Here is a 25,894-nt window from a genome sequence, read left to right as displayed (position 1 = left end):
AGCGGCGCGGCGCCCTCCCGCGGGCGACCCGGGGGCCGCGCGGCGGCCGGCCCGGCGGAGGGGCCCGGAACGCGCCGCGGCCCCGCACCCGTGACCGGTGCGGGGCCGCGCGGACGGATCCGGGCCCGTGCCCCGGGCGCCCCGCCGCCGGGGCGCCCGAGCGGAGCGCAGGATCAGCCGGACACGTCCTACGGGCGCACGGCCGTGACGAAGTTGGCGCGGTAGTAGTCGCTCAGGGCGACCGTGCCGATCGGCTTGCTCGACGTCGAGGCGTGGACCATGATGCCGTCGCCCGCGTACAGGCCCACGTGGCTGGGGCTGGCGCCGTAGAAGAAGAGCAGGTCGCCGGGCTGCATGTTGTCCCAGCTGACCCGCTGGCCGGCGTTGACCTGGTCGTAGGTGGTGCGCGGCAGGCTCACGCCGGCCTGCGCCCAGGCGGCCTGGGTCAGGCCGGAGCAGTCGTAGCCGCCGGGACCGGTCCCGCCCCACACGTACGGCTTGCCGATCTGGGCGTAGGCGAAGTCCAGGGCCGTCCGGGCGTTGCCCGAGGCCGGGCCGGTGTAGCTGCCGCCACCGCCCCCGCCTCCGCCGCCCCCGCCGGTACCGCCGCCCCCCGTGTTGGCGGTGTTGGTGGTGGCCGCGGCGCGCTCCTCCTCGGTCAGCTCGTCGAGCAGGGCCTCCTGCTCCGCCATCTTCTCCTCGGCGGCCTCGGTGGCCTCCTCGGCCTCCTTGAGGGCCTCGGCGGCGGCCTCCTCCGTCTCGGAGGCCTCGGCCTCCAGGGTCTCCAGCTCCTCCAGCTCCTCCAGGTACCGCTCCAGGCTGGCGTCGTTCTGCTCGGAGAGGTAGGTGAGGTCGGCCTGGTGGAACATCGCCTCCTCGGGGCCGCCCGCGCCGATGAGCTGCGTGGGGGAGCTGAAGTCGGTGCCGGTGTAGGCGAGGGTGGCCAGGGTGCGCACGCCCCGGCTCAGGTTCTCCACCCGCTCCTGGGCCTCTTCGAGGTCCTCCAGGATGTCGTCGAGCTTCTCCTCGGCGACCTCGTGGTCCTCCTCCGCCTCGTTGTAGGCGGCGTTGAGCTCGGCGAACTCCTCTTCGAGTCGCTCGATCTCCTCGCGGACCTCGTCGGCGGTCGGCTCGGCGTACGCGACCGCCGCGGGCAGCAGGAACGCCCCGCAGGCCAGGGCGGAGACGACCGATACACGGCGCGATACGGACACGGTGGGAAACACCTTCCTCAAAGGGAGGCGCCGACCGGAGCGGGGGGCTTCCGGGGTGTGGAGCGGGGGACCGGGCCGGCGCGGTGAAGGGGCCGAAAGTCGTTCGGCGTTGAACACTAGTGCATCCCCGGGGCGCTCTCAACCTTTTCGTGATGTTCAGAACCATGGCCGGACATGGCCGAAAAGGGGAGGTGGGGAACGCCCCCGGGCAGGCCCCGCAACGCCGCAAGGCCGCCCCCGCGCGGGGGACGGCCTCGGTGGAAAGGCGAATGCGTCAGGGGCGCACGGCGAACTCGAACACGCCGCCCCAGTAGGCGGCCAGTCCGACGACCTCGATGTTGCGCCCGGTGCGCGGGGCGTGCACCATCTGCCCGCCGCCCGCGTACAGGCCGTTGTGGCTCAGACCGGTGAAGAACATGATGTCGCCCGGCTGGAGCGCGTTGATGTCGTAGATGCGGTTGCCCACCTCGGCCTGGGAGTACGTGGTCCGGGGCAGGTCCACGCCCCCGGCGCGCCAGGCGGCCTGGGTCAGGCCGGAGCAGTCGTAGCCGCTGGGGCCGGTGCCGCCATAGATGTAGGGCTTGCCGATCTGGGCGTAGGCGAAGTCCAGCGCGGCGCCCGCGCTGCCCGAGGCCCCGCCGGTGTAGGACTGGCCGCCGGAGTCGTCGGCGCCCTCGACGGAGGTGTCGGCGGTGGGGAACTCGGCGAGGAGCTCCTCCTGCGCGGCGATCTTCTCCTCGACGTCGTCCTTGGCCTCCTCCGCCTCCTCCAGCGCGTCCTCGGCCTCCTTCAGGGCCTCCTCGGACTCGTCCTTGAGCGAGAACAGGCGCTCGGCGGACTCGCCGAACTCGTCGAGCTGCGACTGCTGCGTTTCGGACAAGTAGGTGAGGTCGGCGTTCTGCTCCAGGAGCGACTCGGGGCCGTCGGAGGTGAGGATGTTGGTGATCGAGTCCAGGTCGCCCGACTGGTAGGTCGCGTTGGCGAGCTTCTGGACCTTCTCCTTCAGGGCCTCGTAGTTCTCCTGCTCGTCCCCGACCTGCTCGTCGAGTTCCTCGAACCGGGCCTCGGCGACCTCGTGGTCCTCCTTGGCCTGGTTGTACGCCTCGACCGCGGCGGAGGCCTCCTCGTTGAGCCGCTCGATCTCCTCCTCCACCTCCTCCAAGGTGGGTTCCGCGTAGGCGGTGCCGGGAACGAGCAGGGAGCTTGCGACGACCGCTCCGATTCCGGTCGAGGCAGCGAGGCGGCGAGCCGTACGCCGACCACCGGTGTTCTTCATGGCGGGCCACGCTCCTTGGGGTGTGAGAAGTCCGCAGGGGGTGCTGGGGAGACACGTACATGGGGGAGGGGACCGCGTCCGGGACACGGGCACCGGTGTGAGTGTGCGGGACCAGACCGGTTTCACACGGGCGGTGTTCTCTCCGGTGGAGCACTCACGTTCCCGCTAGAACCTAGCGGACCGTGCGGCACGGCTCAACCACACGGCCGAACACATGGCGCGGATCTCAGGCGGAACAGCGAACCGGGTGCGGTGTCCGCGACACCGCACCCGGCTCAGCCGTGCGACTCCAGCCTGCGCAGGAAGATGGGCGAGGAGATCGCCCGCGCACCGGCGCGGCGCACCGCGCCCACGATCTCCCGGTCGGAGGTGACCACGGCGATCGGCCGCCCGGGCGGCTCGGCCCGCACCAGGCGCACGATCAGCTCGTCCGCGGTCTCCCCGGGGGCGCTGAACAGCAGGCGCACCCGCCTCGTCTGGGCCACCGCCGGCGGCGCGTCGACGTCGGCCCCGTCGAAGACACACGTGATCTCGGCCTTGGTCCGGCTGGCCAGCCCCTCCAGCGAGGAGAGCAGACGGGTGCGCTGGTCGGCCAGCGGCAGGGTCCCGTACCCGGTCTTGGTGACGTTGTAGCCGTCCACCAGCAGGTGGACGCGCGGCACCGTCAGCAGGTGTTCGAGCAGCCCGGGGTCGTCGTCGGGCAGCCCGCCCAGCGACACCCGGCGGCGCTCGTCGGCCTCGGCCGCCACCAGGTCGGCGGGGGAGTCCACCGAGGCCGGCAGCGCGAGCTCGCGGCGCAGCCCGTGGGAGGCGTCGACCAGCACGTCCAGCAGGACGCGCAGCCGCGCCTCGTCGGCGTTGCGGCCCACCCGCGCGGCCCGCCGGGCGTTCTCCACCTGGGCCTCGGCCGCCGACAGCCGGGACTTCAGCCGCCGGTTCTCCGACTCCAGCGAGCCGGCCCGGCCGGTGGCGTCCGCGGCCAACTCGTCGGCCCGCAGCGCCACCTGCTCGGCGTGCGCCGCCGCCTCCCGGGCCCGGCGCCGCTCGGTGTGCACCTTCTGGCGCAGCTCGGAGATCTCGGCCTTGTGCTCCTTGAGCCGGGCGCGCAGCCGCTCGGTCTCGGCCCGGTGCTCCTCGCGGGCCCGGGACAGCCGGCGGTTCACCTCCTCCAGGGCCTCGGCCGCCTCGTCGGCCTCCTTGGCGCCCGCCTCCCGGTCCAGCTCCCGGTGCACGCCCTCGACGATGTCCGCCCACCCCGGGGGGCGCAGCAGGTAGGCGCAGGCCCCCACGGCCACGGGGTCGGCGGCCGGGGGGACCACGCCCGAGCGCAGGCCCTCGGCCAGCTCGGGCCACACCTGCTCGACCCGCTCGGCCACCAGGGACCGGAAACCCGGGTCGTTCTCCAGCTGCGCGGCGATCTGCGGGCCGGCCAGCCGGGCCCGGCGCCGCGGCTCGAACTTGGCCACCCGCCGCAGCGGTGCGGGCAGCTCGGAGGCGCGCATGCCCCCCAGCACGTCGGACCCGTAGTCGATGACCCGGGAGCGCACGGCCTCGGGCAGGGGGCGCAGCAGCCGCTCCCCGCCCTCCCCGCGACCGCTCGCGGGCGCCGTCCCGTCCCCGGGGCCACCGGCCTCCGGGCGGGTGCTCATGCCCTACCCGTCGGGCTCTCCGCCGAAGTGTCGGAGACCGACCGGTCGGCGTCGGGGCGGGCGATGGTCTCGATGCGGTCCGCGGCCCCGCACCAGCGGCACTTCACCTGCTCGATCGTCTCGGACAGCACGGTGCGCTCCTCGACGCGCCCGTCCCCGGACAGTTCCAGGTGCACGAAGTCCCGGGAGCGGACGGTCCGCGTCACGTCGAACCGCGTGAGGTTGCCGCATCCGGTGCACCGCCACCGCTCATTGTCACCCGGCATCGCGATCCCCACGGTTCCTCCTCTAGATCGTGTACGGGGGCCTCGCGGCCCCCTCACCCCCATCTTTCCACGTCGGGTGGCCGGGACCGGAGGGCGGCCGCGTTCGGTCGTCGCCTCCGATTACCCTGACCGGGTGGTTCGACGGTCCGCGGCGCCCGAAGGCGTGCAACTCGACATCGGTGACATCGGCACCCCCCTGGGCGCCGTGTCCTTCGTCGTGCTCGACCTGGAGACGACGGGCACCAGCGCCACCGGCTCCCGGATCACCGAGGTCGGGGCGGTGCGGGTGCGCGGCGGACGGGTCGAGGAGGAGTTCACCTCGCTCGTGAACCCCGGCGTGGCCATCCCCGCCCAGATCACCCTGCTCACCGGCATCACCCAGTCCATGGTGGCCACCGCGCCGCCGCCGGAGGAGGTGCTGCCCCGCATCCTGGCCTTCCTCACCGAGCGGGAGCACACCGCCCTGGTCGCCCACAACGCCCCCTTCGACGTGGGGTTCCTCAAGGCGGCCTGCGAGCGCCACGGCGTGCCCTGGCCGGACCCGCCGGTGGTGGACACCCTGCGCCTGGCCCGCGCCGTCCTGCCGCAGGGGCAGACCCGCAACCACCGGCTGGGCACCCTGGCCGCGTACTTCGGCTCCCCGGTCACCCCCAACCACCGGGCGCTGGACGACGCCCGCGCCACCGTGACCGTCCTGGCCGGGCTCATCGACCGCCTCACCCCGCTGGGGGTGGGCAGCCTGGAGGAGCTGCGCGCGGTCACCAAGCCGCCCACCAGGGCCCAGCGCGCCCGGCGGCACCTGGCCGAGGGGCTGCCCGAACGCCCCGGGGTGTACGTGTTCACCGACGCCCGCGGCGCCGACCTGTACGTGGGCAAGAGCAACAACCTGCGCCGCCGGGTCGCCTCCTACTTCACCGCCGCCGAGAACCGGCGGCGCATCCGGGAGATGGCCGGGGTGGTGGCGGGCGTCACGCCCATCGTGTGCGCCACCGACCTGGAGGCCTCGGTGCGCGAGCTGCGCATCATCGCCGAGCGCAAGCCCCCCTACAACCGGCGCTCCCGCCACCCCGAGCGGGTCCGCTGGGTCACCCTCACCCCCGAGGCCTACCCCCGGCCTTCGGTGGTGACCACCGTCAAGGACGACGGCGCCCCCTACATCGGCCCCTACACGTCGGCGGCCGAGGCCGAGCAGGCCAAGGCGGCCCTGCTGCACGCCCTGCCGCTGCGCCAGTGCACCCACCGGCTCACCCCCGGCGGCACGGACGGGGTCACCGCCTGCGTGATCGCCCAGCTGGGCCGCTGCGGCGCCCCCTGCGACGGCACCGAGTCCCAGGACGCCTACCGGGAGCACGCCGAGGCCGCCCGGACCGCCATGACCGGCGACGCCGACGCCCTCGTGGCCGCCCACACCGGCCGCATCGCCGAACTCTCCGCCGACCTGCGCTACGAGGAGGCGGCAGCCCTGCGCGACCGCCTAGCCGCGTTCCTGCGCGGAGCCCGCCGCGCCCAGCGCATGGGCGCCCTGGCCGCCGTCCCCCACCTGGTCGCCACCCGGCCCGGCCCCACCGGGTGGGACACCTGCGTGGTCCGCCACGGGCGGCTGGCCGCCAGCGCCGTCCTGGAGCCCGGCACCGACCCCGCGGCGTTCCTGCGCGCCCTGGTCGCCACCGCAGAGACGGTCGGCCCCGCGACCGCCCCGCTGCCCGCCGCCCTGCCCGGCGAGACCGAGCTGATCCTGGCCTGGCTGGGCCACCCCGCCACCCGGCTGGTGGAGGTCGACGGCGAGTGGACATGCCCGCTGCGGTCCGCCGAGGCGCACGCCGGGATGACACACTGGGCGCATGGCCGCGATACCGCTCAATGACGACCACCCCGTACGCCGCACCCCCGTCGTCGCCTACCTGCTGATCGCGGCCAACGTGCTGGCGTACCTGATGTCGCCGCAGGCCACCACCGCGGTCTGGTACCCGGCCGACATGGTGGAGCGGTTCTGCGCCATCCAGGACTACTTCATGCGCTGGGGCGCGGTCCCCGCCGAGATGTTCGGGTACACCGCCCTGGCCGAGCCCTCCGTCCCCCAGTGCGGGGCCATCGACGGCAAGCAGGTGTGGCTGTCGGTACCCGCCTCCATGTTCGTCCACTCCGGCGCCGCCCACCTGGTGGGCAACATGGTGTACCTGTTCGTGTTCGGGCCGGTGGTGGAGGACCGCATCGGGCGGCTGCGGTTCCTGGCGCTGTACGCGCTCACCGGGCTCGCCGCCGCCTACGGGTTCGCGCTGGGCGAGCCGCAGGGCGAGATCCCCATGGTCGGCGCCTCCGGCGCGATCTCCGGGGTGCTCGGGGCCTACCTCGTGGTGCAGTTCCGCAGCAGGGTCACCACGCTGGTGTTCGGGGTGGTCCCCATGCGCCTGCCCGGGTGGGCGCTGGTGGGCAGCTACTTCGTCCTTCAGTATCTTCTCTACGTCACCACATCGAACGCCCCCGGTGCGGGCTCGGGCGTCGCCTACGCGGCGCACGTGTACGGATTCGTCGCCGGGGTGATCGTGGGATGGGTGGTCTACCGGCTGCGCTGGCGCTCCGGGACGCGGCTCTCCGACGTCTACTAGCCGCCCGCGGCCCGCAGGACCTCCGCCCGCGCCGACACCGCCCAGGAGGCACAGTGATCACCGCGATCGTCATGATCAAGGCCGACGTCCACCGCATCCCCGAGGTCGCCGAGGCCATCGCCGAGATCGACGGGGTGAGCGAGGTCTACTCGGTCACCGGCGGGGTCGACCTCATCGCGGTGGTGCGGGTGCGCCGCCACGAGGACCTGGCCGAGGTCATCCCGGGACGGGTCAACAAGGTGCCCGGGGTGACCTCCTCCGACACCCACATCTCCTTCCAGACCTACTCCAAGCACGACCTGGAGTCGGCGTTCGCGATCGGCTGGTAGGCCCGGCGCGCCGGGGGGCGGGCGCCGCGTACGGCACCCGCCCCCCGCGGCGTTCCCGGTCCGCCCGCCGCCGGGCCCGGAGCCCCGGGCCGGCGCGGGACGGCGCTAGACGCCCTTGGCCAGGGCCTGGCTGGTCTCCACCCACGCCGCCAGCGTCCGCTCGGCGGCGCCGCTGTCGACCGCGGCCACCGCCCGGTCGTACCCGTCGCGCACCGCGTCCGCCAGCGGCCCGTCGACCCCGTCCACGGCGGCCAGCGCCGCGCCCGCGTTCAGCAGCACCGCGTCGCGCACCGGGCCGGTCCGGCCCGCCAGCAGGTCGCGCACCGCCCGGGCGTTGAACTCGACGTCGCCGCCGCGCAGCGCGTCCGGGGCCGAGCGCGCGATCCCCAGGTCGGCCGGGTCCAGCGTCTCGCGCCGCGCGGAGCCCCCGCGCACCACCCACACCGTCGAGGTGGTCGCGGTGGTCAGCTCGTCCAGGCCGTCGTCGCCGCGGAACACCAGCGCCGAGGCGCCCCGCGCGGCGAACACCCCGGCCATGACCTCGCACATGCGCTCGTCGAACACGCCGATGGCGGCCGCCGTCGTCTGCGCCGGGTTGGTGAGCGGCCCCAGGAAGTTGAACACCGTCGGCACCGCCAGCTCGCGGCGCGGCTTGGCGGTGAACCGGAACGAGGGGTGGAAGACCGGCGCGAAGCAGAAGGCGATGCCCGCCTCCCGGGCCACCCGCACGGTCAGCTCCGGCGGCAGGTCCAGGACCACGCCCAGCCGCTCCAGCACGTCCGCCGTCCCGCAGGAGGAGGACGCGGCGCGGTTGCCGTGCTTGACCACGCGGGCCCCGGCCGCCGAGGCGACGATCGCCGCCATCGTCGACACGTTGACCGTGTGCGCGCGGTCGCCGCCGGTGCCGACGATGTCCAGTGTCGGCCCGGGGACCTCGATGCGGACCGCGTTGTCGAGCATGCCCCGGGCCAAGCCGGTCACCTCGGACACGCTCTCGCCCTTGGCGCGCAGCGCGATCGCGAAGCCCGCGATCTGGGCGTCGGTGGCCGATCCCGACATGATCTCGTTCATCGCCCACGCCGTGTCGGCGGAGCTGAGGGTGGTCCCCTCCAGCAGGGCGGTGATGAGGTTGGCCCAGCTCAGCTCGGTGACGGCGGAGGGCACGGCGGCGGGGACGTTCATGGGTACTCCAGGGGTGACGAGGGCACGGGGGCGCACGAGGAGCGGCGCGGCGGGAGCCGCGCCGCCGTCCGGCGGGTCCGGGGACTCAGTACGACCGGGGACGGGGGTGGACGCCGCCGCGCCATCGCCCGGTGTCGGCGCCGTGGTTCAGCGCCCCGCCCACCGCGCGGCGGCGGCGCATGTCCCGCTCGCCGTCGTCACGCGCCACCCGGGTCACCTGCTGAGCGCGGTGAGCCGGCGGCGCATCAGCTCCGCCAGCGAGCCGGCCAGCGCCACCGGGTCGATCGGGTGGCTGACCACCTGCTCGGCCTGCGACCACGTCGCCAGCCAGCCGTCGTCGCGGCGGCCCACCAGCAGCAGCACCGGCGGGCACTGGTAGATCTCGTCCTTGACCTGGCGGCACAGGCCCATGCCGCCGACCGGGGCCGCCTCACCGTCGAAGATCGCCACGTCGATGCGCTGGGAGGGGTCGGTCTCCTCCAGCAGCCGCAGCACCATCGGCGCCGTCGCGCACTCGACGACCTCCACCTTGGGCACGTCCGCGGCCGGGCGGCGGCCGATCGCCGTGCGCACCTGCTCGCGGGTGTCGGCCTTGTCGCTGTAGACGAGCACGCGCATCCGGGCACCCGTGTCCGTACCGCTGTCCACCATCGCGCAACCGTCCCGTCGCTTCGTACCAGGGCCGCCGCCGAGGGGGTGCGGCCGAGGCGTTCGTAGGCTGTGTGCCTCTGACTCTATTGCCTCGCGGTCCCGGTGCCCAGGAGTTGCCGGATGCGCCGGGGCGGGGTTGAGACCTTCGACACCCCAGGATGCCAGTACCTTCCGGGGGCTCGCCCACCGGCCCCGGGGAGGGCGTTGTGCAACGGTGACCGTTTCGTTGCCCCGCTGTTGGGCGAAGGGGATTGAAGGGGCATCGCGGCGGGTACGGATCGCCCCAGCGGCGCGGGGAGCGCGTGCGCTGCCCCGCCGTGGCGCGTCGCGCCGACCCCCGGGCGGGCCGAGGCGGTACAGTAACGCCCGAGTCACGGAGAAACCCCTGCCCCCGGGTGCCGGGGCGCCCGATACCGGCACGGATCCGGCTCCTTACGGGGGGTCGAGTACGGGCCTCCGCGAGATGCCGTAATAATGCTCCCGTGGCGACAGCAACCGCGAACCCAAAATCAGCACCGACACCAGCACATGGTGCGGCAAAGCGTCCTGACCTGGTGAGCGTTGGCACCATCGTTTGGTTGGCCAACGAGCTCATGTTCTTCGCTGCGCTGTTCGCGATGTACTTCACCATCCGATCGGTGATCAACGGCAACCCCGACCTCGGGGTGTGGCCCGGCGCGCACCTCAACGTGCTCTGGGCGCTCTCGATCACCGTGGTCCTCGTGGCTTCCAGCTTCACCGCTCAGGCAGGCGTCTGGGCCGCCGAGCGCGGTGACGTGAAGAAGCTGCGCATGTGGTTCTTCATCACGTTCTTCATGGGCCTGTTCTTCGTTCTGGGACAGGCGTACGAGTACTACGAACTCATCGCGCACGAGGGCCTGACCCTCCAGTCCAGTGCCTACGGGTCGATGTTCTACCTGACCACGGGCTTCCACGGACTCCACGTCATCGGTGGTCTGATCGCGTTCCTCATCATGCTGGGACGCACGTACGCAGCGAAGCGCTTCACTCACCAGCAGGCGACCAGTGCGATCGTCGTGTCCTACTACTGGCACTTCGTCGACGTGGTCTGGATCGCTTTGTTCATCACCATCTACTTCATCCAGTAACCCGAAACGGGGAAACCGTGAAATGGATTACCGCGCGGCGACGGCATCCCCTTGCGGGGTATGTCGTCGTCATCCTCGCGCTAGCCCTGTTCGGGGTGGGGTACGCCGCCGTGGCGCCCACCTCCGACCAGGCGCAGGCGCAGACCCTCGCCGCTGACGCCCCGTCCCCCGAGGACGTGGACGTCGCCGAGGGCAAGACCATCTTCGACCAGACCTGCGCCTCGTGCCACGGCCTGGACGGTTCGGGCGGAGAGTTCGGCCCGGACCTGCGCGACGTTGGTCCCGCGGCGATCGACTTCCAGGTCAGTACCGGCCGCATGCCGTCCATGAACCCGGACGCGCAGATGCCGCGCAAGCCGATGGTCATGACCGAGCAGGAACTGGCCGACCTGATCGCCTACTACAACGAGTCGATCCGCAACGACGGTAGTGGCGCGGACGTCCCCTACGACGTCCCGGACATCGAGCCTCACCCCGACGACTTCGCTCCGCTCCGCAGCGACTTCGACAGCGAAGAGGCCTACGAGGAAGCCGTCGAGGAGGCCGAGGCCGAGTACCAGGCCGCCCTCGAGGACTACCAGGCCGAGTACGACGCCTACATCTCCGGTGCCGACGACACCGAGATGGGCATGCGCCTGTACCTGACCAACTGCGCCCACTGCCACGGCTGGTCCGGCGGCGGCGGCGCGCTCACCGACGGCCGGTGGGCGCCCGAGATCCACGAGTCGACTCCGCGTGAGATCTACGAGGCCATGGTCAGCGGCCCCGGCGCCATGCCGATGTTCAGCGACGGCGTCATCGCGCCGGAGGAGAAGCAGGAGCTCATCTCCTACGTCAAGACCCTCCAGGCCGAGCCCGACGCCGGTGGCATCTTCAACCTCCAGCGTGTCGGCCAGGTCGCCGAAGGCCTGATCGGGTGGGTCGTCGGCCTCGCCCTGATCGTCGCCTGCGCGATCTGGATCACCGCGAAGCAGCGTGCCCATGACTGAGAACAACACCAACAGCAGCGGTGACGAGACGCCCGAGCGCGTCGTCGGCACCCCCGCGGACGAGAAGCCCGTCGTCACCGGCGCGGCCGTGTCCGAGGAGGGTCACGCGGGGCCCTACCCGGCCTCGGAGACCCACTTCAACACCGAAGAGGGCCAGCGGCGGGGCGAGAAGGTCGCCTCCGTCTGGTTCATCCTCGCCTTCCTGGGCGGGATGGGCTTCCTGGTCTCCTACTTCGTCTTCACCCCCGGCGACATCGCCGACCCGCAGCTGGGCCAGTACTCGAACGCGCTCCTGGGCGGCACGCTCACCCTGGCGCTGTTCGGCATCGGCGCGGGCATGACGGTGTGGGCCCGCAAGGTCATGCCGCACTACGAGGTCTCCTCGCCCTACGACGAGCTGCCCTCCAGCGACAAGGAGAAGGGGTCCTTCGGGGACTTCTTCATGCAGGGGGCCGACGAGAGCGGGTTCACCAAGCGCCCGCTCATGCGCCGGACCCTCATCCTGGCCATGGTGCCCCTGGGCCTCGCGCCGATCGTGCTGCTGCGCGACACCGGCCCGCTGCCCGGCGACAAGCTCAAGCAGACGCCGTGGGAGAACGGCCGCCGCATGTACGTCGAGGGCACGCACCGCCACGTGCGCGCCGAGGACCTGGAGAACGACCCGTACGGGATGATCTCCGCCCTCCCCGCCGTCGACGACGACCACTACCCGCACGGGATCAGCCTCAACGACGCCGCCAAGTCCGTCATCCTGCTCATCAAGATGCCGGCCGAGGACTGGAAGTCGAGCATGGAGGAGGACATCGAGGTCGAAGGCGAGGTGGCCTCGCGTCTGAACTGGACGCACAACGGGATCATCGCCTACTCGAAGATCTGCACCCACGTGGGCTGCCCGGCCGCGCTGTACGAGCGCACGACGCACCGCATCCTGTGCCCGTGCCACCAGTCCACGTTCGACGCGTCGGACGCCGCCAAGGTCGTCTTCGGCCCGGCCCACCGGCCGCTGCCGCAGCTTCCCATCGGTGTCGACGATGAGGGCTACCTCATCGCCCGGGGTGACTTCACGGAGCCGCCCGGTCCGACGTTCTGGGATTACGCGAAGGACTAGTCGATGAGTAAGACCACGCAAGCTCCCAAGGCGCTGCGCGGCGTCGGCAATTTCATCGACGACCGCTTCCACGCCGCCAAGATGGGCGAGAAGAACCTGCGCAAGGTCTTCCCGAACCACTGGTCGTTCATGCTGGGCGAGATCGCGCTGTACTCGTTCATCATCCTGCTCCTCACGGGTGTCTTCCTCACGCTCTGGTTCAAGCCGAGCATGATCGAGGTCGTCTACGACGGGCCCTACGAGCGCCTCAACGGCGTCGTCATGTCGGAGGCGTACGCCTCGACGCTGCACATCGACTTCGCGGTGCGCGGCGGGTTCCTGGTCCGCCAGATCCACCACTGGGCCGCGCTGATCTTCGTCGCCTCGCTCGTCGTGCACATGCTCCGCGTGTTCTTCACCGGGGCGTTCCGCAAGCCGCGTGAGATCAACTGGCTCATCGGTGTCGCGATCTTCACCCTGGCGATGCTGGAGGGCCTCTTCGGCTACTCCCTGCCCGACGATCTGCCCTCCGGCATGGGCGTCCGCATCCTCCAGGGCGTGATGCTCGCGCTGCCGCTGGTCGGCACGTACATCTCGATGTTCCTGTTCGGCGGGGAGTTCCCCGGCGAGGACATCATCACGCGCCTGTACATGCTGCACGTGCTGGCGATCCCGGCCCTCCTGCTGGGCCTGATCGTCGCGCACTTCATGATCCTGTGGCACCAGAAGCACACCCAGTACCCCGGACCGGGGAAGACGGACAAGACCGTGGTGGGAACCCCGATGTTCCCCGGATTCGCGGTCAAGGCCGGCGGGTTCTTCTTCTTCACGTTCGCCGTGATCGCGGGTCTGAGCGCGTTCGTGCAGATCAACCCGATCCACCTGTTCGGGCCGTTCACCCCGACGTCCATCACCTCCGGGCTCCAGCCCGACTGGTACATGGGCTTCATGGAGGGGTCGCTGCGCATCTTCCCGAACTGGTTCGACTTCCAGATCTTCGGGTACGCGGTGCCGATCGGCGTGCTGGTCCCGGGCCTGGTCATCCCCGGCATCGTGTTCGGCGGGCTGGGCGCCTGGCCGTTCCTGGAGCAGTGGATCACCGGCGACAAGCGGGCGCACAACGTGGCCGACCGGCCGCGCAACGCCCCGGTCCGCACCGGTGTGGGCGCCGCGGGCATCACGTTCTACGGGCTGCTGTGGCTGGCCGGGTCGAACGACATCCTCTCGGAGACGTTCTCGATCAGCCTGTACGTGACCACGTACATCTTCCGTGTTCTGGTCATCGTCGGCCCGTTCGTGGCCTACTTCGTCGCCAAGCGCATCTGCCTGGGCCTGCAGCGCCGTGACCGGGAGTCCCTGGAGCACGGGTACGAGAGCGGGATCATCCAGCAGCTGCCCAGCGGTGAGTTCATCGAGGTGCACAAGCGCAACTCGGAGGAGACCACGGAGGTGCTGGCCAGCAAGCCGGAGATCACCTCCACGGCGCTCACCGAGCCCGCGGCCGACGACAAGGGCGTCAGGAACCCCGAGTCGCGCAAGGCCAAGGGCCGCATCCGCCGCGCCCTCGCCGAGTGGTACACGAAGGACAACGTGTCCTTCGAGGGGGTGGAGCCGCACACCGGCCACCACCTCCACCACTCGGAGGAGGCCGTGAAGGAGCACGCCTCCCACTGACGAGGCGAGGAACCGCAGGGACCCGGCCCCACGGCCGGGTCTTTGCGTTTTCCGGGCCCGGGCGGGGCGGGGGGCCATCCTGAGGGCGTCGCTCCCACGCCGGGTCGCGGGGGGTAGGGCCGCGGGTATCTTCCCGCTCAGTCACGGGGGGTCACCCGCCTGGAGCGCCCGACCCCAGCGGGAGGGTGTCGCTCCCACCCCAGGTTGCGGGGGTGAGAGCTCGACCGGAGTTCTCCGAAAGCTCGGCCGCTTGGGGTGGGCGGCCGGCGGAGCGTGGACCTGGCCCCGGCGCGGTCGGCGGGCGGTAGAGCGCAGGGGCGTTGCGTTGGGCGCGCGTCCATAGTGGTGGGGGTGTGTTCCGGGGCTGGGTCGAGCGAGGCGATCCCAGCCCGGCCGCTTGGGGTGGGAGGAATGCCCCCTGCAAAGGGTGGGGGGCGCGAGGAGCGGCCCGTACGTAGAGCCCACCCATGCCCTCCCAACGCCGTAGGGGGTGGAACGTGCACGGTCTTGGGGCCCCGGGCACAGCCGGTGAGCATTGATCGCCACCCCGACTCCAAGGGGTTGACGAGGGCGTACTCGGCTCCGCGGACCCCTGGGGGTGAAGGCCGCGCGCACCTGCTGGCCGCGCCACCGGGGGTTGTCCACCCGCCTGGAGGCCTCAGCTGTAGCCGGAGGGTGTCGCTCCCACGCCGGGTCGCGCGGGGTAGGGCGGCGGGTACCTTCTCGGCCCGCCGCAGGGGGTGTCGGGGCACGCTCCCGGAACCTCCGCCCGAGGGGGTGAGACGAACTCCGAGGTCTCCAGGACGGTCACCCGTTGGGAAGGGCGGTCTGTGGTCGCGCCCGGCCAGAACCTTTGGCTTCCAAAACGCGAGCCGCTTGGGAAGGTACAGACCGGCGGAGCCGGATCCGCCCCCACGATACGACGGGCGGCAGACGGCCGGGCGGGTGCGTGGGTTGCGCGTCGCGGGTGGTGGGGGTGTGCTGTCCGGGGGCGGGTCCGGGCGAGGCCTGCCCCGCCCGACCACGTGGAAAGGGAGGAAGGGTCCGCCTGCACAGCCGCGGTTGCTCCCGACCTCGCTTGGAACACCAGCCCCAGACGTAGTAACCAGCACCGAAGCGCCCTCCCGCACCACGACGCACCGAGGCCGCGCGTGTGCGCCGCCCTCACCCCCGCGCGGTGGAGCGAGCAGGTAACCCGCACCCCTGCCGCCAGGGTCGGCGTGACGCCCTCTGGCGGCGGCTGGGGGTTGCCGGGCGGGTGGACGCCCCCTGGTGGTTGAGGCGGGCGGGTACGCACGGTCTTAACCCCCCGCGACCTGAGGTCGGCGTGACGCCCTCCGGCTGCGGCTGAGGGCTCCGGGCGGTGGACAACCGCCACTGGCTGGGCGGGGTAAGTACGCGCGGCCTTCACCCCCATGTGCCCGGGGAGGGAGGTACGCCCTCGTCAACCCCCTGGAGCCGGGGTGGCGATCAACGCCGACCGGCTGTGCCGAAGGCCCGGAGACAGCGCACGCTTCACCCCCCATTGCGTTGAGGAGGGCATGGGTGGGCTCTACGTACGGGCCGCTCCTCGCGCCCACCACCCTTTGCAGGGGGCATTCCTCCCGCACCAAGCGGCCGGGCTGGGATCGCCTCGCTCGACCCAGCCCCGGAACACACCCCCACCACCCACGACGTGCGCCCAACGCACCGCCCCGGAAGTCTGCCGCCCGCCGACTGCGCCGGGGCCAGGTCCACGCTCCGCTGGCCGCCCTCTCCAAGCGGCCGAGCTTTTGGAACAACTCCGGTCGAGCTCTCACCCCCGCGACCTGAGCAGGGAGCGACACCCTCCCGCTGTGGCCGGGCGCTCCAGGCGGGTGGACAACCCTCCCGGTAGCCGGGCGGGGAGCGTGTCTGCGGCCCTCACCCCCGCGACCTGAGCGGGGAGCGACGCCCTACGACTGTGGCCGGGGCCGCGGTCCGCCGACCGGCTGGGGCCGGGCGCTCCGGTCGGGTGGGGCCGTGGGGCCGCGGGTCGGAGGCCGCGGTCCGCTGCCCGCCCGCCCTCGCATCGTGTCCGGTATGTCGGAGGTTTCGGCGCAGCCGAAAAAGCCGGTCCTCTCGGGGAGAGAACCGGCTTCGGAGGGAGTGCTCCACCCGGGGTCAGCCCGCGTAGATCTCCTCGATCTCCTTGTTCCACTCCTTGCTCACCACGTGGCGCTTCACCTTCAGGGAGGCGGTCATCTGGCCGCTCTCCTCGGTGAAGTCGGAGGGCAGGATCTTGAACTTCTTGATCGCCTCGGCCTTGGACACGGCCTCGTTGGCGTGGTCGACCGCCCCCTGGATCGTCGCGACCAGGTCCGGGTCCTCGGTCAGCTCCGGGAGGGAGCCGGTCTTCTTGTTGGCTTCCTTCCACTGCTCGAAGGACTCGGGGTCGATCGTCACCAGGGCCGCGATGAACTTGCGGTTGTCGCCGACCACCATGCACTGGCTGACCAGGGCGTGGGCCCGGATGCGGTCCTCCAGCACCGCCGGGGCGACGTTCTTGCCGCCCGCGGTCACGATGATCTCCTTCTTGCGGCCGGTGATGCTGAGGAAGCCGTCGTCGTCCAGGGACCCCAGGTCGCCGCTGCGGTAGAAGCCGTCCTCGGTGAACGCCTCCTTCGAGGCCTTCTCGTTGTTCCAGTAGCCCACCATGATGTGGTCGCCCTTGAGGAGGACCTCCCCGTCCTCGGCGATCCGGATGGTGGTGCCCGGCATCGGCTGGCCCACGGTGCCGATCTTGTTGAACTCCGGGCTGTTCACGGAGGTCGGAGCGGTCGTCTCGGTCAGGCCGTAGCCCTCGATGATGGTGAAGCCGATGCCGCGGAAGAAGTGGCCCAGGCGCGCGCCCAGCGCGGAGCCGCCGGAGACCGCGTAGTCGGCGTTGCCGCCCAGCGCCGCCAGGAGCTTGCCGTACACCAGCTTGGCGAACAGGGCGTGCTTGAGCTTGAGGGTGAGGGGGACGCGGCCGGTGGCCAGCGCCTTGCTGTAGGCGATGGCGGTGTCGGCGGCGGCGGCGAAGATCTTGCCCTTGCCGTCGGCGGTGGCCTTCTGCTCGGCCTTGGTGTACACCTTCTCGAACACGCGCGGCACGGCGAGCAGGAAGGTCGGCTTGAACACCGAGAACTGCTCGATCAGCTCGGGGCCGGTGGAGGGGAAGTGGCCCAGGGTCGCCTTGGCCTCGATGACCATCACCTGCACGAAGCGGGCGAACACGTGCGCCAGCGGCAGGAAGAGCAGGGTGGAGGGGTTCTCCCGGCCGCGCAGCACCTGCCTGGCCGGGCCGTCGAGCGCGCTGTGCGCGATGAAGAGGAAGTTGCGGTGGGACAGCTGGCAGCCCTTGGGGCGGCCGGTCGTCCCGGAGGTGTAGATGAGGGTCGCGAGGTCGTCGGCCCTGGTGGCGGTGCGGCGCTTCTCCAGGTCCTCGTCGGAGACGTCGGCGCCGGACCCGCGCAGCTCGGCGAACTCGGGGTCGTCGAAGCGCCAGATCTCCTTGAGCTCGGGAGTCCGGGCGCGGACGGACGTGATCCGCTCGGCGTGGGCGTCGGTCTCGACGAAGACGGCCTTGGCCCCGGAGTCCGAGAGGATCCACTCGATCTGCTCGGCGGAGGAGGTCTCGTAGACGGGCACGGTGACCGCGCCGACGGACCAGATCGCGTAGTCGACGACGGTCCACTCGTAGCGGGTGCGCGAGAGCAGGGCGACCCGGTCGCCGTGCCCGATGCCGGCGTTGATCAGGGCCTTGGCGTAGGCGGTGATGTCGCCGTGCAGCTCCGCGGCGGTGACGTCGCGCCACTGGCCGGACTCCTGGCGGCGGGCGGCGACGGCGTTCGGCTCGCTCGCCGCGCGTGCGTAGAGCGTGTCGGTCAGCCGCGCGTCGTCGGAGATCTCGGCTTTCGCGGGAGAGCTGTATTCGCGCACGTGATGCTCCTGGACGTGTACGGGTTCTGGATGTTCAAGGACGTGACGACCGTAACAACTTCATGCTACTCGTGAGTAGAACGGGTTGCCGTTCGGTATCCAACGGTGATCCCCGGTGACCGGGTCGTGTGTGCACGGGCGCGGCCCGTGACGTTCGGCGGGCGTGCAGGTCGGGGACCGTGCACGCACGCGCACTCTACGTGCGGGCCCTGCTTTGCTCACGTCGGTCATGGTTCGTGTCGTGTGTCCACTTTATTTCACAGTGTGGAACATGCGGGCATCCCTGATAGTTCCCTGATCCCGTGCCTCCGACCCTCTGCGGGAGCCCCGGGGCGGTTAACGTGAAGCGAGAATCCGGCTCGTCGAGGAGGACAGATGGCGGAGAACAACGGCGGCGACATCATCGATGACGCCCTGAGGCTGGTGGACGGCCTCCAGCGCAAGCTTCTGATCGCGGGCGTCAAGCGCGGTGTCGGCACGGTCACCGCCCCGCCGCCCAAGGGCGACGTGTGGGAGGAGGCCATCCGCCTGGAGACCGGTCCCGAGCCGCGGCCCGTCCTGGAGGAGGTGCTGGGCATCGTGCGGGAGTCGGCCCCCGAGATCGCCGGGCACCTGGGGCGTGCGGGGCTGGGCGTGGTGAGCGCCTTCGGCCGCACCCTGGGCGCCCTGGAGCGCTCCCTGGAGCGGGAGCGGACCGCCTCCGAGCACACCCCCGACACCTCCGCCCCGTGGCGCTCGGAGGGGGAGGCGCGGCAGGTCACCTCCTAGCACGCCCGGGGTGTCCACGACGGCCCGGGCCTGGTTTAATCGAATGGTTTACACCATTTGAAAAGACCCATGCCATGGGCCTGGCGACTTATGTCAGAGTTCGGGCGTAAGTGAGAAGGAGCCGCCCCTCATGCTGACCATCGGAGTGGACATCGGCGGGACCAAGGTCGCCGCCGGGGTGGTCGACCCCGACGGGCGGATCCTGGACCGCGTCAAGTACCCCACCCCGGCCAACGACCCCCGCGGGCTGGCCGACGTCGTCGCCAAGGCCGTGGAGGAGCTGCGCGGCCACCACGGCGAGGTGCGGGCGGTCGGCGTGGGCGTGGCCGGGTTCGTCGACGAGGACCGCGCCACCGTGCAGGTCGCCGTCAACCTGGGCCTGCGCGAGGAGCCCCTCAAGGAGCGCATCCAGGAGCGGGTGGGCCTGCCCGTGGTCATCGAGAACGACGCCAACGCCGCGGCCTGGGCCGAGGCCCGCTTCGGCGCGGGCCGCGGCAGCGACCACATCGTCTGCGTCACCCTGGGCACCGGCATCGGCGGCGGCCTGGTCATGGGCGGCCGACTGCACCGGGGCCGCCACGGCGTGGCCGCGGAGGTCGGCCACTACCGCGTCGTCCCGCACGGGCGCCGCTGCGCCTGCGGCAACCACGGCTGCTGGGAGCAGTACGCCAGCGGCCGGGCCCTGGTCGCCGCCGGACAGGACCTGGCCCGCACCGATCCCACCGCCGCCGGGAGGATGCTCCGGCTGGCCGGCGGCGTCGTGGAGCACATCGAGGGGCACGTCATCACCGAGGCCGCGGTCGAGGGCGACGAGGGCGCCCTCTCCTGCTTCCGCACCATCGGCGAGTGGGCGGGCGTGGGCCTGGCCGACCTGGCGGCGATCCTGGACCCGGAGTGCTTCGTGATGGGCGGAGGGGTCTCCGACGCCGGGGAGTTCATCCTGGAGCCGATCCGCGACTCCTACGCCCGCCACGTCTCGGGCCGCCCCGGCCGCCGCCTGGCCGAGGTGCGCCTGGCCGAGCTGGGCGGCGAGGCCGGCATCGTCGGCGCGGGGGACCTCGCCCGCCACTGACCCCCGGAACGGCGGAGGGCCCCGGTGCGCGCACCGGGGCCCTCCTGCCGTCTACGCGGCGGGGGAGTCCTCCCCGCCCCTGCCGGCGGCCCTGCGGGCCCGGCGCTCCTCCTTGCGGCGCGCCCTCTCGGCCCTGCGGCGCTCCTTGGAGTCGGCGCTCTGCTCCTTGCGGGCCTCGCGCGCCTCCTCCTCCAGCTCCGCCTTGACCGCCTGCGCGTACCGGTCCACGTACTCCTGGCCGGACAGCTCCATGAGCGCGTACATGATCTCGTCGGTGACGGCGCGCAGGACCCGCTGGTCCTTCTCCATGCCGTGGTACCGGGAGAAGTCGAGCGCCTTGCCGAACTTCACGACCGGGCGGATGCCCAGCTTGGGCACGGTCCGGCCCGGGGGCATGATCTTGTCGGCGTTGATCATGGCCATCGGCACCACCGGGACCCGCGCCTCCAGCGCGATGCGCGCCACCCCGGTGCGGCCCCGGTAGAGGCGCCCGTCGGGGGAGCGGGTGCCCTCGGGGTAGATGCCCAGCAGGTCGCCGCGCTTGAGCACCCGCAGCCCGGTGCGCAGCGCCGCCTCGCTGGCCTTGCCGCCGGAGCGGTCGATGGGGATCTGGCCCACCCCCGAGAAGAACGCGCGGCTGGCCAGCCCCTTGACCCCGGTCCCGGTGAAGTACTCCGACTTCGCCAGGAACGTGATCTTGCGCGGCAGCGGCAGCGGCCCGAAGAAGTGGTCGGAGAACGACAGGTGGTTGCCGACCATCAGGGCCGGGCCACGGCGGGGTACGTTTTCCACGCCCTCGGCGCGGGGCTGCCACAGCACGGCCAGGATCGGCCCCAGAATCGCCTTGACCACCCAGTAGAACATCTCTTCGGATCACCCCTGCACACGCGGGGAGCTCCGGGCAGGGCCTGCCTCGATCCGCTGTCCCGCTCGGCCAGCACTGCGACGAGGATACTCAGTGCGGGCCGCGTGATGCGCGACACCCCTCTTTGGGGACGAGACCGGAACATGGGTGCGCACCCATGACAAACGGTCCGTGGAACGGTTAGCCTCACGGCTGTGAAGCCGGGGTGTCCGCCGCGGCGCCTTCGCCCTGCCGCGTGCTCCGCGGCGCCGTACGCACCCCTGGGGGACGTCCCGTGAGACCGACCGATGACACCGCGCTGATCCCCGGCGCGGAGCCGTTCAGCCACCGCGGCTCCGACGTCGGCGTCCTGCTGTGTCACGGGTTCACCGGCTCGCCCCGCTCCCTGCGCCCCTGGGCCGAGTACCTGGCCGCCGCCGGCCTGAGCGTCGAGCTGCCCCGCCTGCCGGGCCACGGCACGGTCTGGACCGACATGGCGGGGACCACCACCGACGACTGGTACGCCGAGGTCGAGCGGGCACTGCTGGACCTCTCCGGCCGCTGCTCCGAGGTGTTCGTCATGGGCCTGTCCATGGGCGGCGCGCTCTCCCTCCGCCTGGCCCAGGAGCACCCCGGCCTGGTGCGCGGGCTCGTCCTGGTCAACCCCTCGCTGGCCGTCGAGGACCTGCGGCTGCCGGTCATCGCCCCCTTCCGGAACCTGGTGGCGCGCTTCCTGCCCACCACGCCCGGGGTGGAGAGCGACATCGCCAAGCAGGACGGCGGCCGGGGCGAGGGCGGCTACGACCGGGTCCCCACCGCGGCCGCCGCGACACTCCCGAAGCTGTGGCGCGCGGTTCAGGAGGGCTTGTCCGGTTTGCGTACGCCGATTCTGGCCTACCGGAGTCCCCAGGACCACGTTGTGGGACCGCGCAGTCTGCGTATCCTCGCTAGGAGAGCGGTCAACGCGCGGCTGACGATCCACCTGCTCCACGACAGCTACCACGTGGCGACCCTCGACCATGACGCCGCCGACATCTTCGACGGAAGCCTCGCCTTCGTGCGGGCCCACGCCGGAAGCGGGGAAGGAGCCGACCGATGACGGAACGTCGGGGAAACGGCCTGCTCGCCGACGCCTACGTGCCCTTGATCCTGCTGGCGCCCACGCACGCCGACCTGATGCTGGAGGCGCTGCGGCGCAGCGGTATCGCGGCCTACGCGGTACCGCTGGCCGAGGACGTGCTGGAGCCCCCCGGGGGTGACGAGGACGACCCGCCCACCGACCACCTGTACGTGGACGCCGACGAGCGCGTGGCGGCCGAGCAGGTGCTGGGGACGGAGCTGCCCGAACTCGGGGTGCGCTCGGTCCCCGAGACGGAGGAGCGCCGGGAGGACGGCGACGCCGACCGCCAGGACCCCGCCGCGGTCGGCGGGGACCTGCTGGAGGGCCCGCCGGACAACGTCGACCCGGACGCGCCGCCGGCGCGGGGATCCGACGAGGACGCGGTCTGGAACGACCTCGTCGCGCGCTTCTACGACGACGACACCCTGGCGGCCCCGCGCGGCGCGCGGTGGCCCGACGCCGAGGACGTCGGCCCCGCGGAGCCCCGCGACCGGGGGGAGGAGTCCCCGCTCGGGGACCTCCTCGCGGGGGACCCGGACGACGACGATGACGACGAGGAGGCCCGGCGCCGCGCCGAGGACGAGCTGGAGGGCCACTACGAGCCCCCGCCCCCGCCGCCGCTGCTCCAGGGCGACCGCCTGGGCATCGCCGCCTGGTTCGGCCTCCTGGGCGGCCCGGCCCTGGTGTTCGGCGCCGCCTTCCTGGGGCTGACGCTGCCCAACTGGCTGATGTTCATGGCGGTGGTGGCGTTCCTGGCCGGGTTCGTCATCCTCATCCTGCGCATGACCGACGGCAGGCCGCCGGGCGACGGCGGTCCCGACAACGGGGCGGTGGTCTGACCCCTGGGCTTCGACATCCCCCTGTGGCGCGGCATCTCGCTGTTCCGCGCCGCGGCCCTGGTCTACTCCCTGCTGCTGCTGGTCCAGCACCAGGAGCACCTCACCCGCCCCTGGCTGGGCTGGACGGTCCTGGTCGCGATGGCCGCCTGGACGGTCGTCGCCACCTCCGCCTACGCCCGGCCGGAGCTGCGCACCCGCGCGCTGGTCTGCGCCGACCTGGGGGTGGCCTTCGCCTGCCTGTTCGCCACCGCGGTCGCCGCGACGCCCTTCTACCTCACCCAGGCGCCCCCGCTGAGCGGCTACTGGTTCGCCGGCGCGGCGCTGGCCGCCGCGGTGCTCTGGGGGCGCCGCGGAGCGGCGACCGTCGCCGTCCTGTACGGGGTCGCCGACCTCACCCTGCGCGTCGTCATGGAGGCGCGGATCACCCCCGCCACGGCCCGGGGCGTGGTCCTGCTCCTGCTGGCCGGGCTGGTGGCCGCCTACATGGCACGGGTGGCCGGGCAGGCCGAGGAGAGGTTCGCCCGGGCGGTGGCCCTGGAGGCGCGCCTGCGCGAACGCGAGCAGCTGGCCCGCTCCATCCACGACTCGGTGCTCCAGGTGCTGTCCCTGGTGAGCCGCCGCGGCGCCGAGGCCGGGGGAGAGGCCGCCGAACTCGGCCGCCTGGCGGGCGAGCAGGAGGTCCGGCTGCGCGCCCTCATCACCGGCGGCCTCATCGAACCCGCCGAGCGCCCGGCCGGGGCCGGCCCGGCCGCCGCACGCGGTGCCGCGGACCCGGACGCGCCCGACGGGGAGGCGGACCTGCGCGAGCCCCTGCGCCGCCTGGAGTCGGTGCGGGTGTCGCTGTCGGCCCCGGCCACCCCCGTGCCGCTGCCCGGGCACGCCGCCGCCGAGCTGCTCGCCGCGGTCGGTGCGGCGCTGGCCAACGTCGAGCTGCACTGCCCGCCCGGGACCCGCGCCTGGATCCTGGTCGAGGACGAGGAGGACGCCGTCACGGTCACGGTGCGCGACGAGGGCCCGGGCATCCCCCCGGGCCGCCTGGAGGAGGCCGGCCGGGCGGGGAGACTGGGGGTCGCCCAGTCCATCCGCGGGCGCCTGCGCGACCTCGGCGGCACGGTCGAGGTGTTCTCCGCCCCGGGCCAGGGCACCGAGGTCGAGATGCGCCTGCCCCGCTGACCGCCGCGGGCGCGCTACAGGGGCGGCCCCTGCCCCGCCTCCTCCTGGTGGGAGAAGCGCTGCTCGCTCCAGGCCTCGGCCCGGTTGTGGTACCCGCGCTCCTCCCAGAACCCCCGCCGGTCCGCGGTCATGTACTCCACCGCGCGCAGCCACTTGACGCTCTTCCACCCGTACAGGTGCGGCACCACCAGCCGCAGCGGGTGGCCGTTCTCCGCGGGCAGCGGGGCGCCGTCCCGGTGGGTGGCCAGCAGCACCCCCTCGCGCAGGAAGTCGTCCAGGCGCAGGTTCGCGCTGTACCCGTACTCGCCCCACGCCATCACGTGCGTCACATCGGGGCCGGGCGGGGCCGCCGCCACCAGCTCGGCGGAGGACACCCCCGCCCAGGCCACGCCGGGGATGCTGAACCGCATCACGCAGTGGAAGTCGCTCACGGCGCCGCTGCGGGGCAGGGCGGCGAACTCGTCCCAGGTCCACCGGTACGACCCCAGGTCCGCGGTCGCGCCCATCACCCGGAAGTCCCACTTCTCCGGGCGGAAGGCGGGCACCGGGCCGTAGTGCAGCGCCCGGTGCCGGGTGGTGCGCACGGCCTGCCCTGGCGGCAGCCGCCGGTCGTCGCGGTCGTCCACGCCCTCCGCTGACTCGGACACCGGGTCCCCCGTTCCTCTCGTCCGACCGCCATCCTGTCAGGCGCCGACGAGAGGTAGGTCACGCGCCCCCGCCGTGCGACGGCGCCGCGACCGTGCGCTATAGTCACAGCCATGCAGCGGAACTTCTGGCGCTTTTATGGCTACCGGCCCCACACCCCGGTCGCCTGTAAAGCGCTGCGCTGACACAGACGACAGGAGCCCCGGGCCGGTAGCGGCCCGGGGCTCTTCGCGTTCCGGCACCGCGCACCGGACCTGGGCTCTCCCGCACCACATCCAACGACAGGCAGGGACAACGCACATGGTCATCGTGATGGCACCGGACGCCACCTCGGACGACATCGACGCGATCGTCGAACTCGTCGCCTCCTCCGGCGGCGAGGCCTACGTCACCCGCGGCGTCAGCCGCACCATCATCGGCCTCGTCGGCGATGTGGAGCGCTTCCAGGACCTGGGGCTGGCGGCCAAGCCCGGTGTCGCCGACGTCCTGCGGATCTCCGCCCCCTACAAGCTCGTCAGCCGCGAGAACCACGACAGCCGCAGCGTCGTCAGCGTCCGCGGGGTGCCGATCGGCGGCGACAACGTCACCGTCATCGCCGGCCCCTGCGCGGTGGAGACCCCCGAGCAGACCCTCGCGGCGGCCCGGATGGCACTGGCGGCCGGCGCATCCCTGCTGCGCGGCGGCGCCTACAAGCCCCGCACCTCCCCGTACGCCTTCCAGGGGCTGGGCGAGGCCGGGCTGAAGATCCTCGCCGAGGTGCGCGAGGAGACCGGGATGCCGATCGTCACCGAGGTCGTGGACGTCGCCGACGTCGAGCTGGTCGCCTCCTACGCGGACATGCTCCAGATCGGCACCCGCAACATGCAGAACTTCGCCCTGCTCCAGGCGGTGGGCGCCGCGGGCAAGCCGGTGCTGCTCAAGCGCGGCATGAGCGCCACCATCGAGGAGTGGCTGATGGCCGCCGAGTACATCGCCCAGCAGGGCAACCTGGACATCGTCCTGTGCGAGCGCGGCATCCGCACCTTCGAGAAGGCCACCCGCAACACCCTGGACATCAGCGCCGTCCCGGTCGCCCAGAACCTGTCCCACCTGCCGGTGATCGTGGACCCGTCCCACTCGGGCGGCAAGCGCTCCCTGGTGCTGCCGCTGTCGCGGGCCGCCGTCGCGGTCGGCGCCGACGGCGTCATCGTCGACGTCCACCCGCACCCGGAGACCGCCCTGTGCGACGGGCCCCAGGCCCTGGTGGAGGAGGACCTGGCCGAGCTGCGCGACCTCGCCGAGACGCTGGCGGCGCTCACCGGGCGCACCCTCACCCCGGCCTCCGGGCACGAGCTCGCCGGCATCTGAGCCGGCCCGACACGGACGGGGCCCGCGCGGTGGAGCTTGGGTTCTAGTGGTTGTCGCAACACCCCACCTCAGGGAATGCGATGGACTTCCAGATCCCGGACAGCCCGATCAT

The 25,894-nt window shown here is 72.3% G+C and carries 23 protein-coding genes; 13 read left to right on the top strand and 10 right to left on the bottom strand.

All coding sequences use genetic code 11. The annotated features are described in order from the left end of the window. Positions 1–188: 188 nt before the first annotated feature. The 4 genes from BUE45_RS23005 to BUE45_RS22990 all read right to left on the bottom strand — a co-directional run bounded on the left by BUE45_RS23005 (position 189) and on the right by BUE45_RS22990 (position 4,417). On the bottom strand, positions 189–1,214 hold the full coding sequence (locus BUE45_RS23005) for a C40 family peptidase (protein ID WP_245833418.1): 1,026 nt from the start codon (positions 1,212–1,214) through the stop codon (positions 189–191). 274 nt (positions 1,215–1,488) lie between these two features. After that, positions 1,489–2,490: a C40 family peptidase gene (locus BUE45_RS23000; RefSeq protein ID WP_084737697.1), complete on the bottom strand. Its 1,002-nt coding sequence runs from the start codon at positions 2,488–2,490 to the stop codon at positions 1,489–1,491. A 275-nt stretch (positions 2,491–2,765) separates the two neighbouring features. After that, positions 2,766–4,139 carry an NYN domain-containing protein gene (locus tag BUE45_RS22995; protein WP_073381581.1) on the bottom strand — a complete coding sequence of 458 codons (1,374 nt, stop codon included), beginning with the start codon at positions 4,137–4,139 and terminating at the stop codon, positions 2,766–2,768. Continuing rightward, positions 4,136–4,417 (bottom strand): hypothetical protein, encoded by a 282-nt coding sequence (locus BUE45_RS22990; protein ID WP_073381580.1) that lies wholly within the window; start codon positions 4,415–4,417, stop codon positions 4,136–4,138. Before BUE45_RS22990 ends, BUE45_RS22995 begins: the two co-directional genes overlap by 4 nt. Before the next feature lie 121 nt (positions 4,418–4,538). On the opposite strand from BUE45_RS22990, the gene BUE45_RS22985 reads away from it, so the two are divergent. Genes BUE45_RS22985 through BUE45_RS22975 form a run of 3 tightly spaced genes read left to right on the top strand, consistent with a single transcriptional unit; the run spans position 4,539 to position 7,340 of the window. Then, positions 4,539–6,269: a DEDD exonuclease domain-containing protein gene (locus BUE45_RS22985; protein ID WP_073381579.1), complete on the top strand. Its 1,731-nt coding sequence runs from the start codon at positions 4,539–4,541 to the stop codon at positions 6,267–6,269. Further along, positions 6,247–7,011 carry a rhomboid family intramembrane serine protease gene (locus BUE45_RS22980; RefSeq protein ID WP_073381578.1) on the top strand — a complete coding sequence of 255 codons (765 nt, stop codon included), beginning with the start codon at positions 6,247–6,249 and terminating at the stop codon, positions 7,009–7,011. The genes BUE45_RS22985 and BUE45_RS22980 overlap by 23 nt, the downstream gene beginning before the upstream one ends. Before the next feature lie 53 nt (positions 7,012–7,064). Beyond that, positions 7,065–7,340: an Lrp/AsnC family transcriptional regulator gene (locus BUE45_RS22975; RefSeq protein ID WP_073381577.1), complete on the top strand. Its 276-nt coding sequence runs from the start codon at positions 7,065–7,067 to the stop codon at positions 7,338–7,340. 105 nt (positions 7,341–7,445) lie between these two features. Here BUE45_RS22975 and trpD read toward each other — a convergent pair whose 3' ends face one another. From trpD to BUE45_RS22965, 3 genes are all read right to left on the bottom strand, one after another. Further along, complete coding sequence (gene trpD, locus BUE45_RS22970; protein ID WP_073381576.1) at positions 7,446–8,522, bottom strand: anthranilate phosphoribosyltransferase; 1,077 nt, start codon at positions 8,520–8,522, stop codon at positions 7,446–7,448. Between the two features lie 85 nt (positions 8,523–8,607). Continuing rightward, positions 8,608–8,730: a hypothetical protein gene (locus tag BUE45_RS33915; protein WP_281256366.1), complete on the bottom strand. Its 123-nt coding sequence runs from the start codon at positions 8,728–8,730 to the stop codon at positions 8,608–8,610. A 5-nt stretch (positions 8,731–8,735) separates the two neighbouring features. Further along, the gene (locus BUE45_RS22965) at positions 8,736–9,173 is read right to left on the bottom strand and encodes a response regulator transcription factor (RefSeq protein WP_073381574.1); all 438 of its coding nucleotides are present in this window, start codon (positions 9,171–9,173) and stop codon (positions 8,736–8,738) included. Between the two features lie 482 nt (positions 9,174–9,655). Here BUE45_RS22965 and ctaE point away from each other — a divergent pair, with 482 nt between their 5' ends. From ctaE to qcrB, 4 genes are read left to right on the top strand one after another with little or no spacing between them, the layout of a single operon-like run. Continuing rightward, positions 9,656–10,282, top strand: a complete 627-nt coding sequence (ctaE, locus tag BUE45_RS22960; protein ID WP_178378622.1) for an aa3-type cytochrome oxidase subunit III — start codon at positions 9,656–9,658, stop codon at positions 10,280–10,282. 17 nt (positions 10,283–10,299) lie between these two features. Continuing rightward, entirely contained in the window at positions 10,300–11,271 is a 972-nt protein-coding gene (locus BUE45_RS22955) for a cytochrome c (protein WP_084737694.1), read from the top strand. Continuing rightward, positions 11,264–12,379: a cytochrome bc1 complex Rieske iron-sulfur subunit gene (qcrA, locus tag BUE45_RS22950; RefSeq protein WP_073381571.1), complete on the top strand. Its 1,116-nt coding sequence runs from the start codon at positions 11,264–11,266 to the stop codon at positions 12,377–12,379. The genes BUE45_RS22955 and qcrA overlap by 8 nt, the downstream gene beginning before the upstream one ends. A gap of 3 nt (positions 12,380–12,382) precedes the next feature. Then, the gene (qcrB, locus tag BUE45_RS22945) at positions 12,383–14,032 is read left to right on the top strand and encodes a cytochrome bc1 complex cytochrome b subunit (protein ID WP_073381568.1); all 1,650 of its coding nucleotides are present in this window, start codon (positions 12,383–12,385) and stop codon (positions 14,030–14,032) included. Positions 14,033–16,174: 2,142 nt separating this feature from the next. Here qcrB and BUE45_RS22940 read toward each other — a convergent pair. Further along, the gene (locus tag BUE45_RS22940; RefSeq protein ID WP_073381566.1) at positions 16,175–17,974 is read right to left on the bottom strand and encodes an AMP-dependent synthetase/ligase; all 1,800 of its coding nucleotides are present in this window, start codon (positions 17,972–17,974) and stop codon (positions 16,175–16,177) included. Positions 17,975–18,349: 375 nt separating this feature from the next. Here BUE45_RS22940 and BUE45_RS22935 point away from each other — a divergent pair, with 375 nt between their 5' ends. After that, a complete protein-coding gene (locus tag BUE45_RS22935; RefSeq protein WP_073381564.1) occupies positions 18,350–18,742 on the top strand; it encodes a hypothetical protein in 393 nt (130 codons plus the stop codon). A 130-nt stretch (positions 18,743–18,872) separates the two neighbouring features. Then, complete coding sequence (locus tag BUE45_RS22930; protein ID WP_073381563.1) at positions 18,873–19,814, top strand: ROK family glucokinase; 942 nt, start codon at positions 18,873–18,875, stop codon at positions 19,812–19,814. A 51-nt stretch (positions 19,815–19,865) separates the two neighbouring features. Here the strand turns inward: BUE45_RS22930 and BUE45_RS22925 are convergent, their stop codons facing one another. After that, complete coding sequence (locus BUE45_RS22925; RefSeq protein WP_073381561.1) at positions 19,866–20,678, bottom strand: lysophospholipid acyltransferase family protein; 813 nt, start codon at positions 20,676–20,678, stop codon at positions 19,866–19,868. A 275-nt stretch (positions 20,679–20,953) separates the two neighbouring features. On the opposite strand from BUE45_RS22925, the gene BUE45_RS22920 reads away from it, so the two are divergent. From BUE45_RS22920 to macS, 3 genes are read left to right on the top strand one after another with little or no spacing between them, the layout of a single operon-like run. Then, a complete protein-coding gene (locus BUE45_RS22920) occupies positions 20,954–21,757 on the top strand; it encodes an alpha/beta hydrolase (RefSeq protein WP_073381559.1) in 804 nt (267 codons plus the stop codon). Then, the gene (locus BUE45_RS22915) at positions 21,754–22,617 is read left to right on the top strand and encodes a hypothetical protein (protein ID WP_073381557.1); all 864 of its coding nucleotides are present in this window, start codon (positions 21,754–21,756) and stop codon (positions 22,615–22,617) included. The genes BUE45_RS22920 and BUE45_RS22915 overlap by 4 nt, the downstream gene beginning before the upstream one ends. Positions 22,618–22,620: 3 nt before the next feature. Next, positions 22,621–23,790, top strand: a complete 1,170-nt coding sequence (gene macS / locus BUE45_RS22910) for a MacS family sensor histidine kinase (RefSeq protein WP_394328542.1) — start codon at positions 22,621–22,623, stop codon at positions 23,788–23,790. Positions 23,791–23,804: 14 nt separating this feature from the next. On the opposite strand, the gene BUE45_RS22905 is transcribed toward macS, so the two are convergent. After that, positions 23,805–24,437, bottom strand: a complete 633-nt coding sequence (locus BUE45_RS22905; protein WP_084737687.1) for a molybdopterin-dependent oxidoreductase — start codon at positions 24,435–24,437, stop codon at positions 23,805–23,807. A 298-nt stretch (positions 24,438–24,735) separates the two neighbouring features. Here BUE45_RS22905 and aroF point away from each other — a divergent pair, with 298 nt between their 5' ends. Then, complete coding sequence (aroF, locus tag BUE45_RS22900; protein WP_073381553.1) at positions 24,736–25,782, top strand: 3-deoxy-7-phosphoheptulonate synthase; 1,047 nt, start codon at positions 24,736–24,738, stop codon at positions 25,780–25,782. The last annotated feature ends 112 nt before the right edge of the window (positions 25,783–25,894 follow it).

Origin of the sequence: Nocardiopsis flavescens (genome assembly GCF_900141985.1) — a bacterium.
GTDB lineage: Bacteria > Actinomycetota > Actinomycetes > Streptosporangiales > Streptosporangiaceae > Nocardiopsis > Nocardiopsis flavescens.
Note: the sequence above shows the minus strand (reverse complement) of the source record. Positions and strands in the feature narration are given on the sequence as shown.

What these genes read in the sequence shown, in the direction of transcription:
- BUE45_RS22935 (WP_073381564.1), top strand. Translation starts at nt 18,350, where the DNA reads ATGGCGGAGAACAACGGCGGCGACATCATCGATGACGCCCTGAGGCTG.
- BUE45_RS22930 (WP_073381563.1), top strand. Translation starts at nt 18,873, where the DNA reads ATGCTGACCATCGGAGTGGACATCGGCGGGACCAAGGTCGCCGCCGGG.
- trpD (WP_073381576.1), bottom strand. Translation starts at nt 8,522, where the DNA reads ATGAACGTCCCCGCCGCCGTGCCCTCCGCCGTCACCGAGCTGAGCTGG.
- BUE45_RS22915 (WP_073381557.1), top strand. Translation starts at nt 21,754, where the DNA reads ATGACGGAACGTCGGGGAAACGGCCTGCTCGCCGACGCCTACGTGCCC.
- BUE45_RS22925 (WP_073381561.1), bottom strand. Translation starts at nt 20,678, where the DNA reads ATGTTCTACTGGGTGGTCAAGGCGATTCTGGGGCCGATCCTGGCCGTG.
- BUE45_RS22965 (WP_073381574.1), bottom strand. Translation starts at nt 9,173, where the DNA reads ATGGTGGACAGCGGTACGGACACGGGTGCCCGGATGCGCGTGCTCGTC.
- BUE45_RS22980 (WP_073381578.1), top strand. Translation starts at nt 6,247, where the DNA reads ATGGCCGCGATACCGCTCAATGACGACCACCCCGTACGCCGCACCCCC.
- aroF (WP_073381553.1), top strand. Translation starts at nt 24,736, where the DNA reads ATGGTCATCGTGATGGCACCGGACGCCACCTCGGACGACATCGACGCG.
- qcrA (WP_073381571.1), top strand. Translation starts at nt 11,264, where the DNA reads ATGACTGAGAACAACACCAACAGCAGCGGTGACGAGACGCCCGAGCGC.
- qcrB (WP_073381568.1), top strand. Translation starts at nt 12,383, where the DNA reads ATGAGTAAGACCACGCAAGCTCCCAAGGCGCTGCGCGGCGTCGGCAAT.
- BUE45_RS23000 (WP_084737697.1), bottom strand. Translation starts at nt 2,490, where the DNA reads ATGAAGAACACCGGTGGTCGGCGTACGGCTCGCCGCCTCGCTGCCTCG.
- BUE45_RS22995 (WP_073381581.1), bottom strand. Translation starts at nt 4,139, where the DNA reads ATGAGCACCCGCCCGGAGGCCGGTGGCCCCGGGGACGGGACGGCGCCC.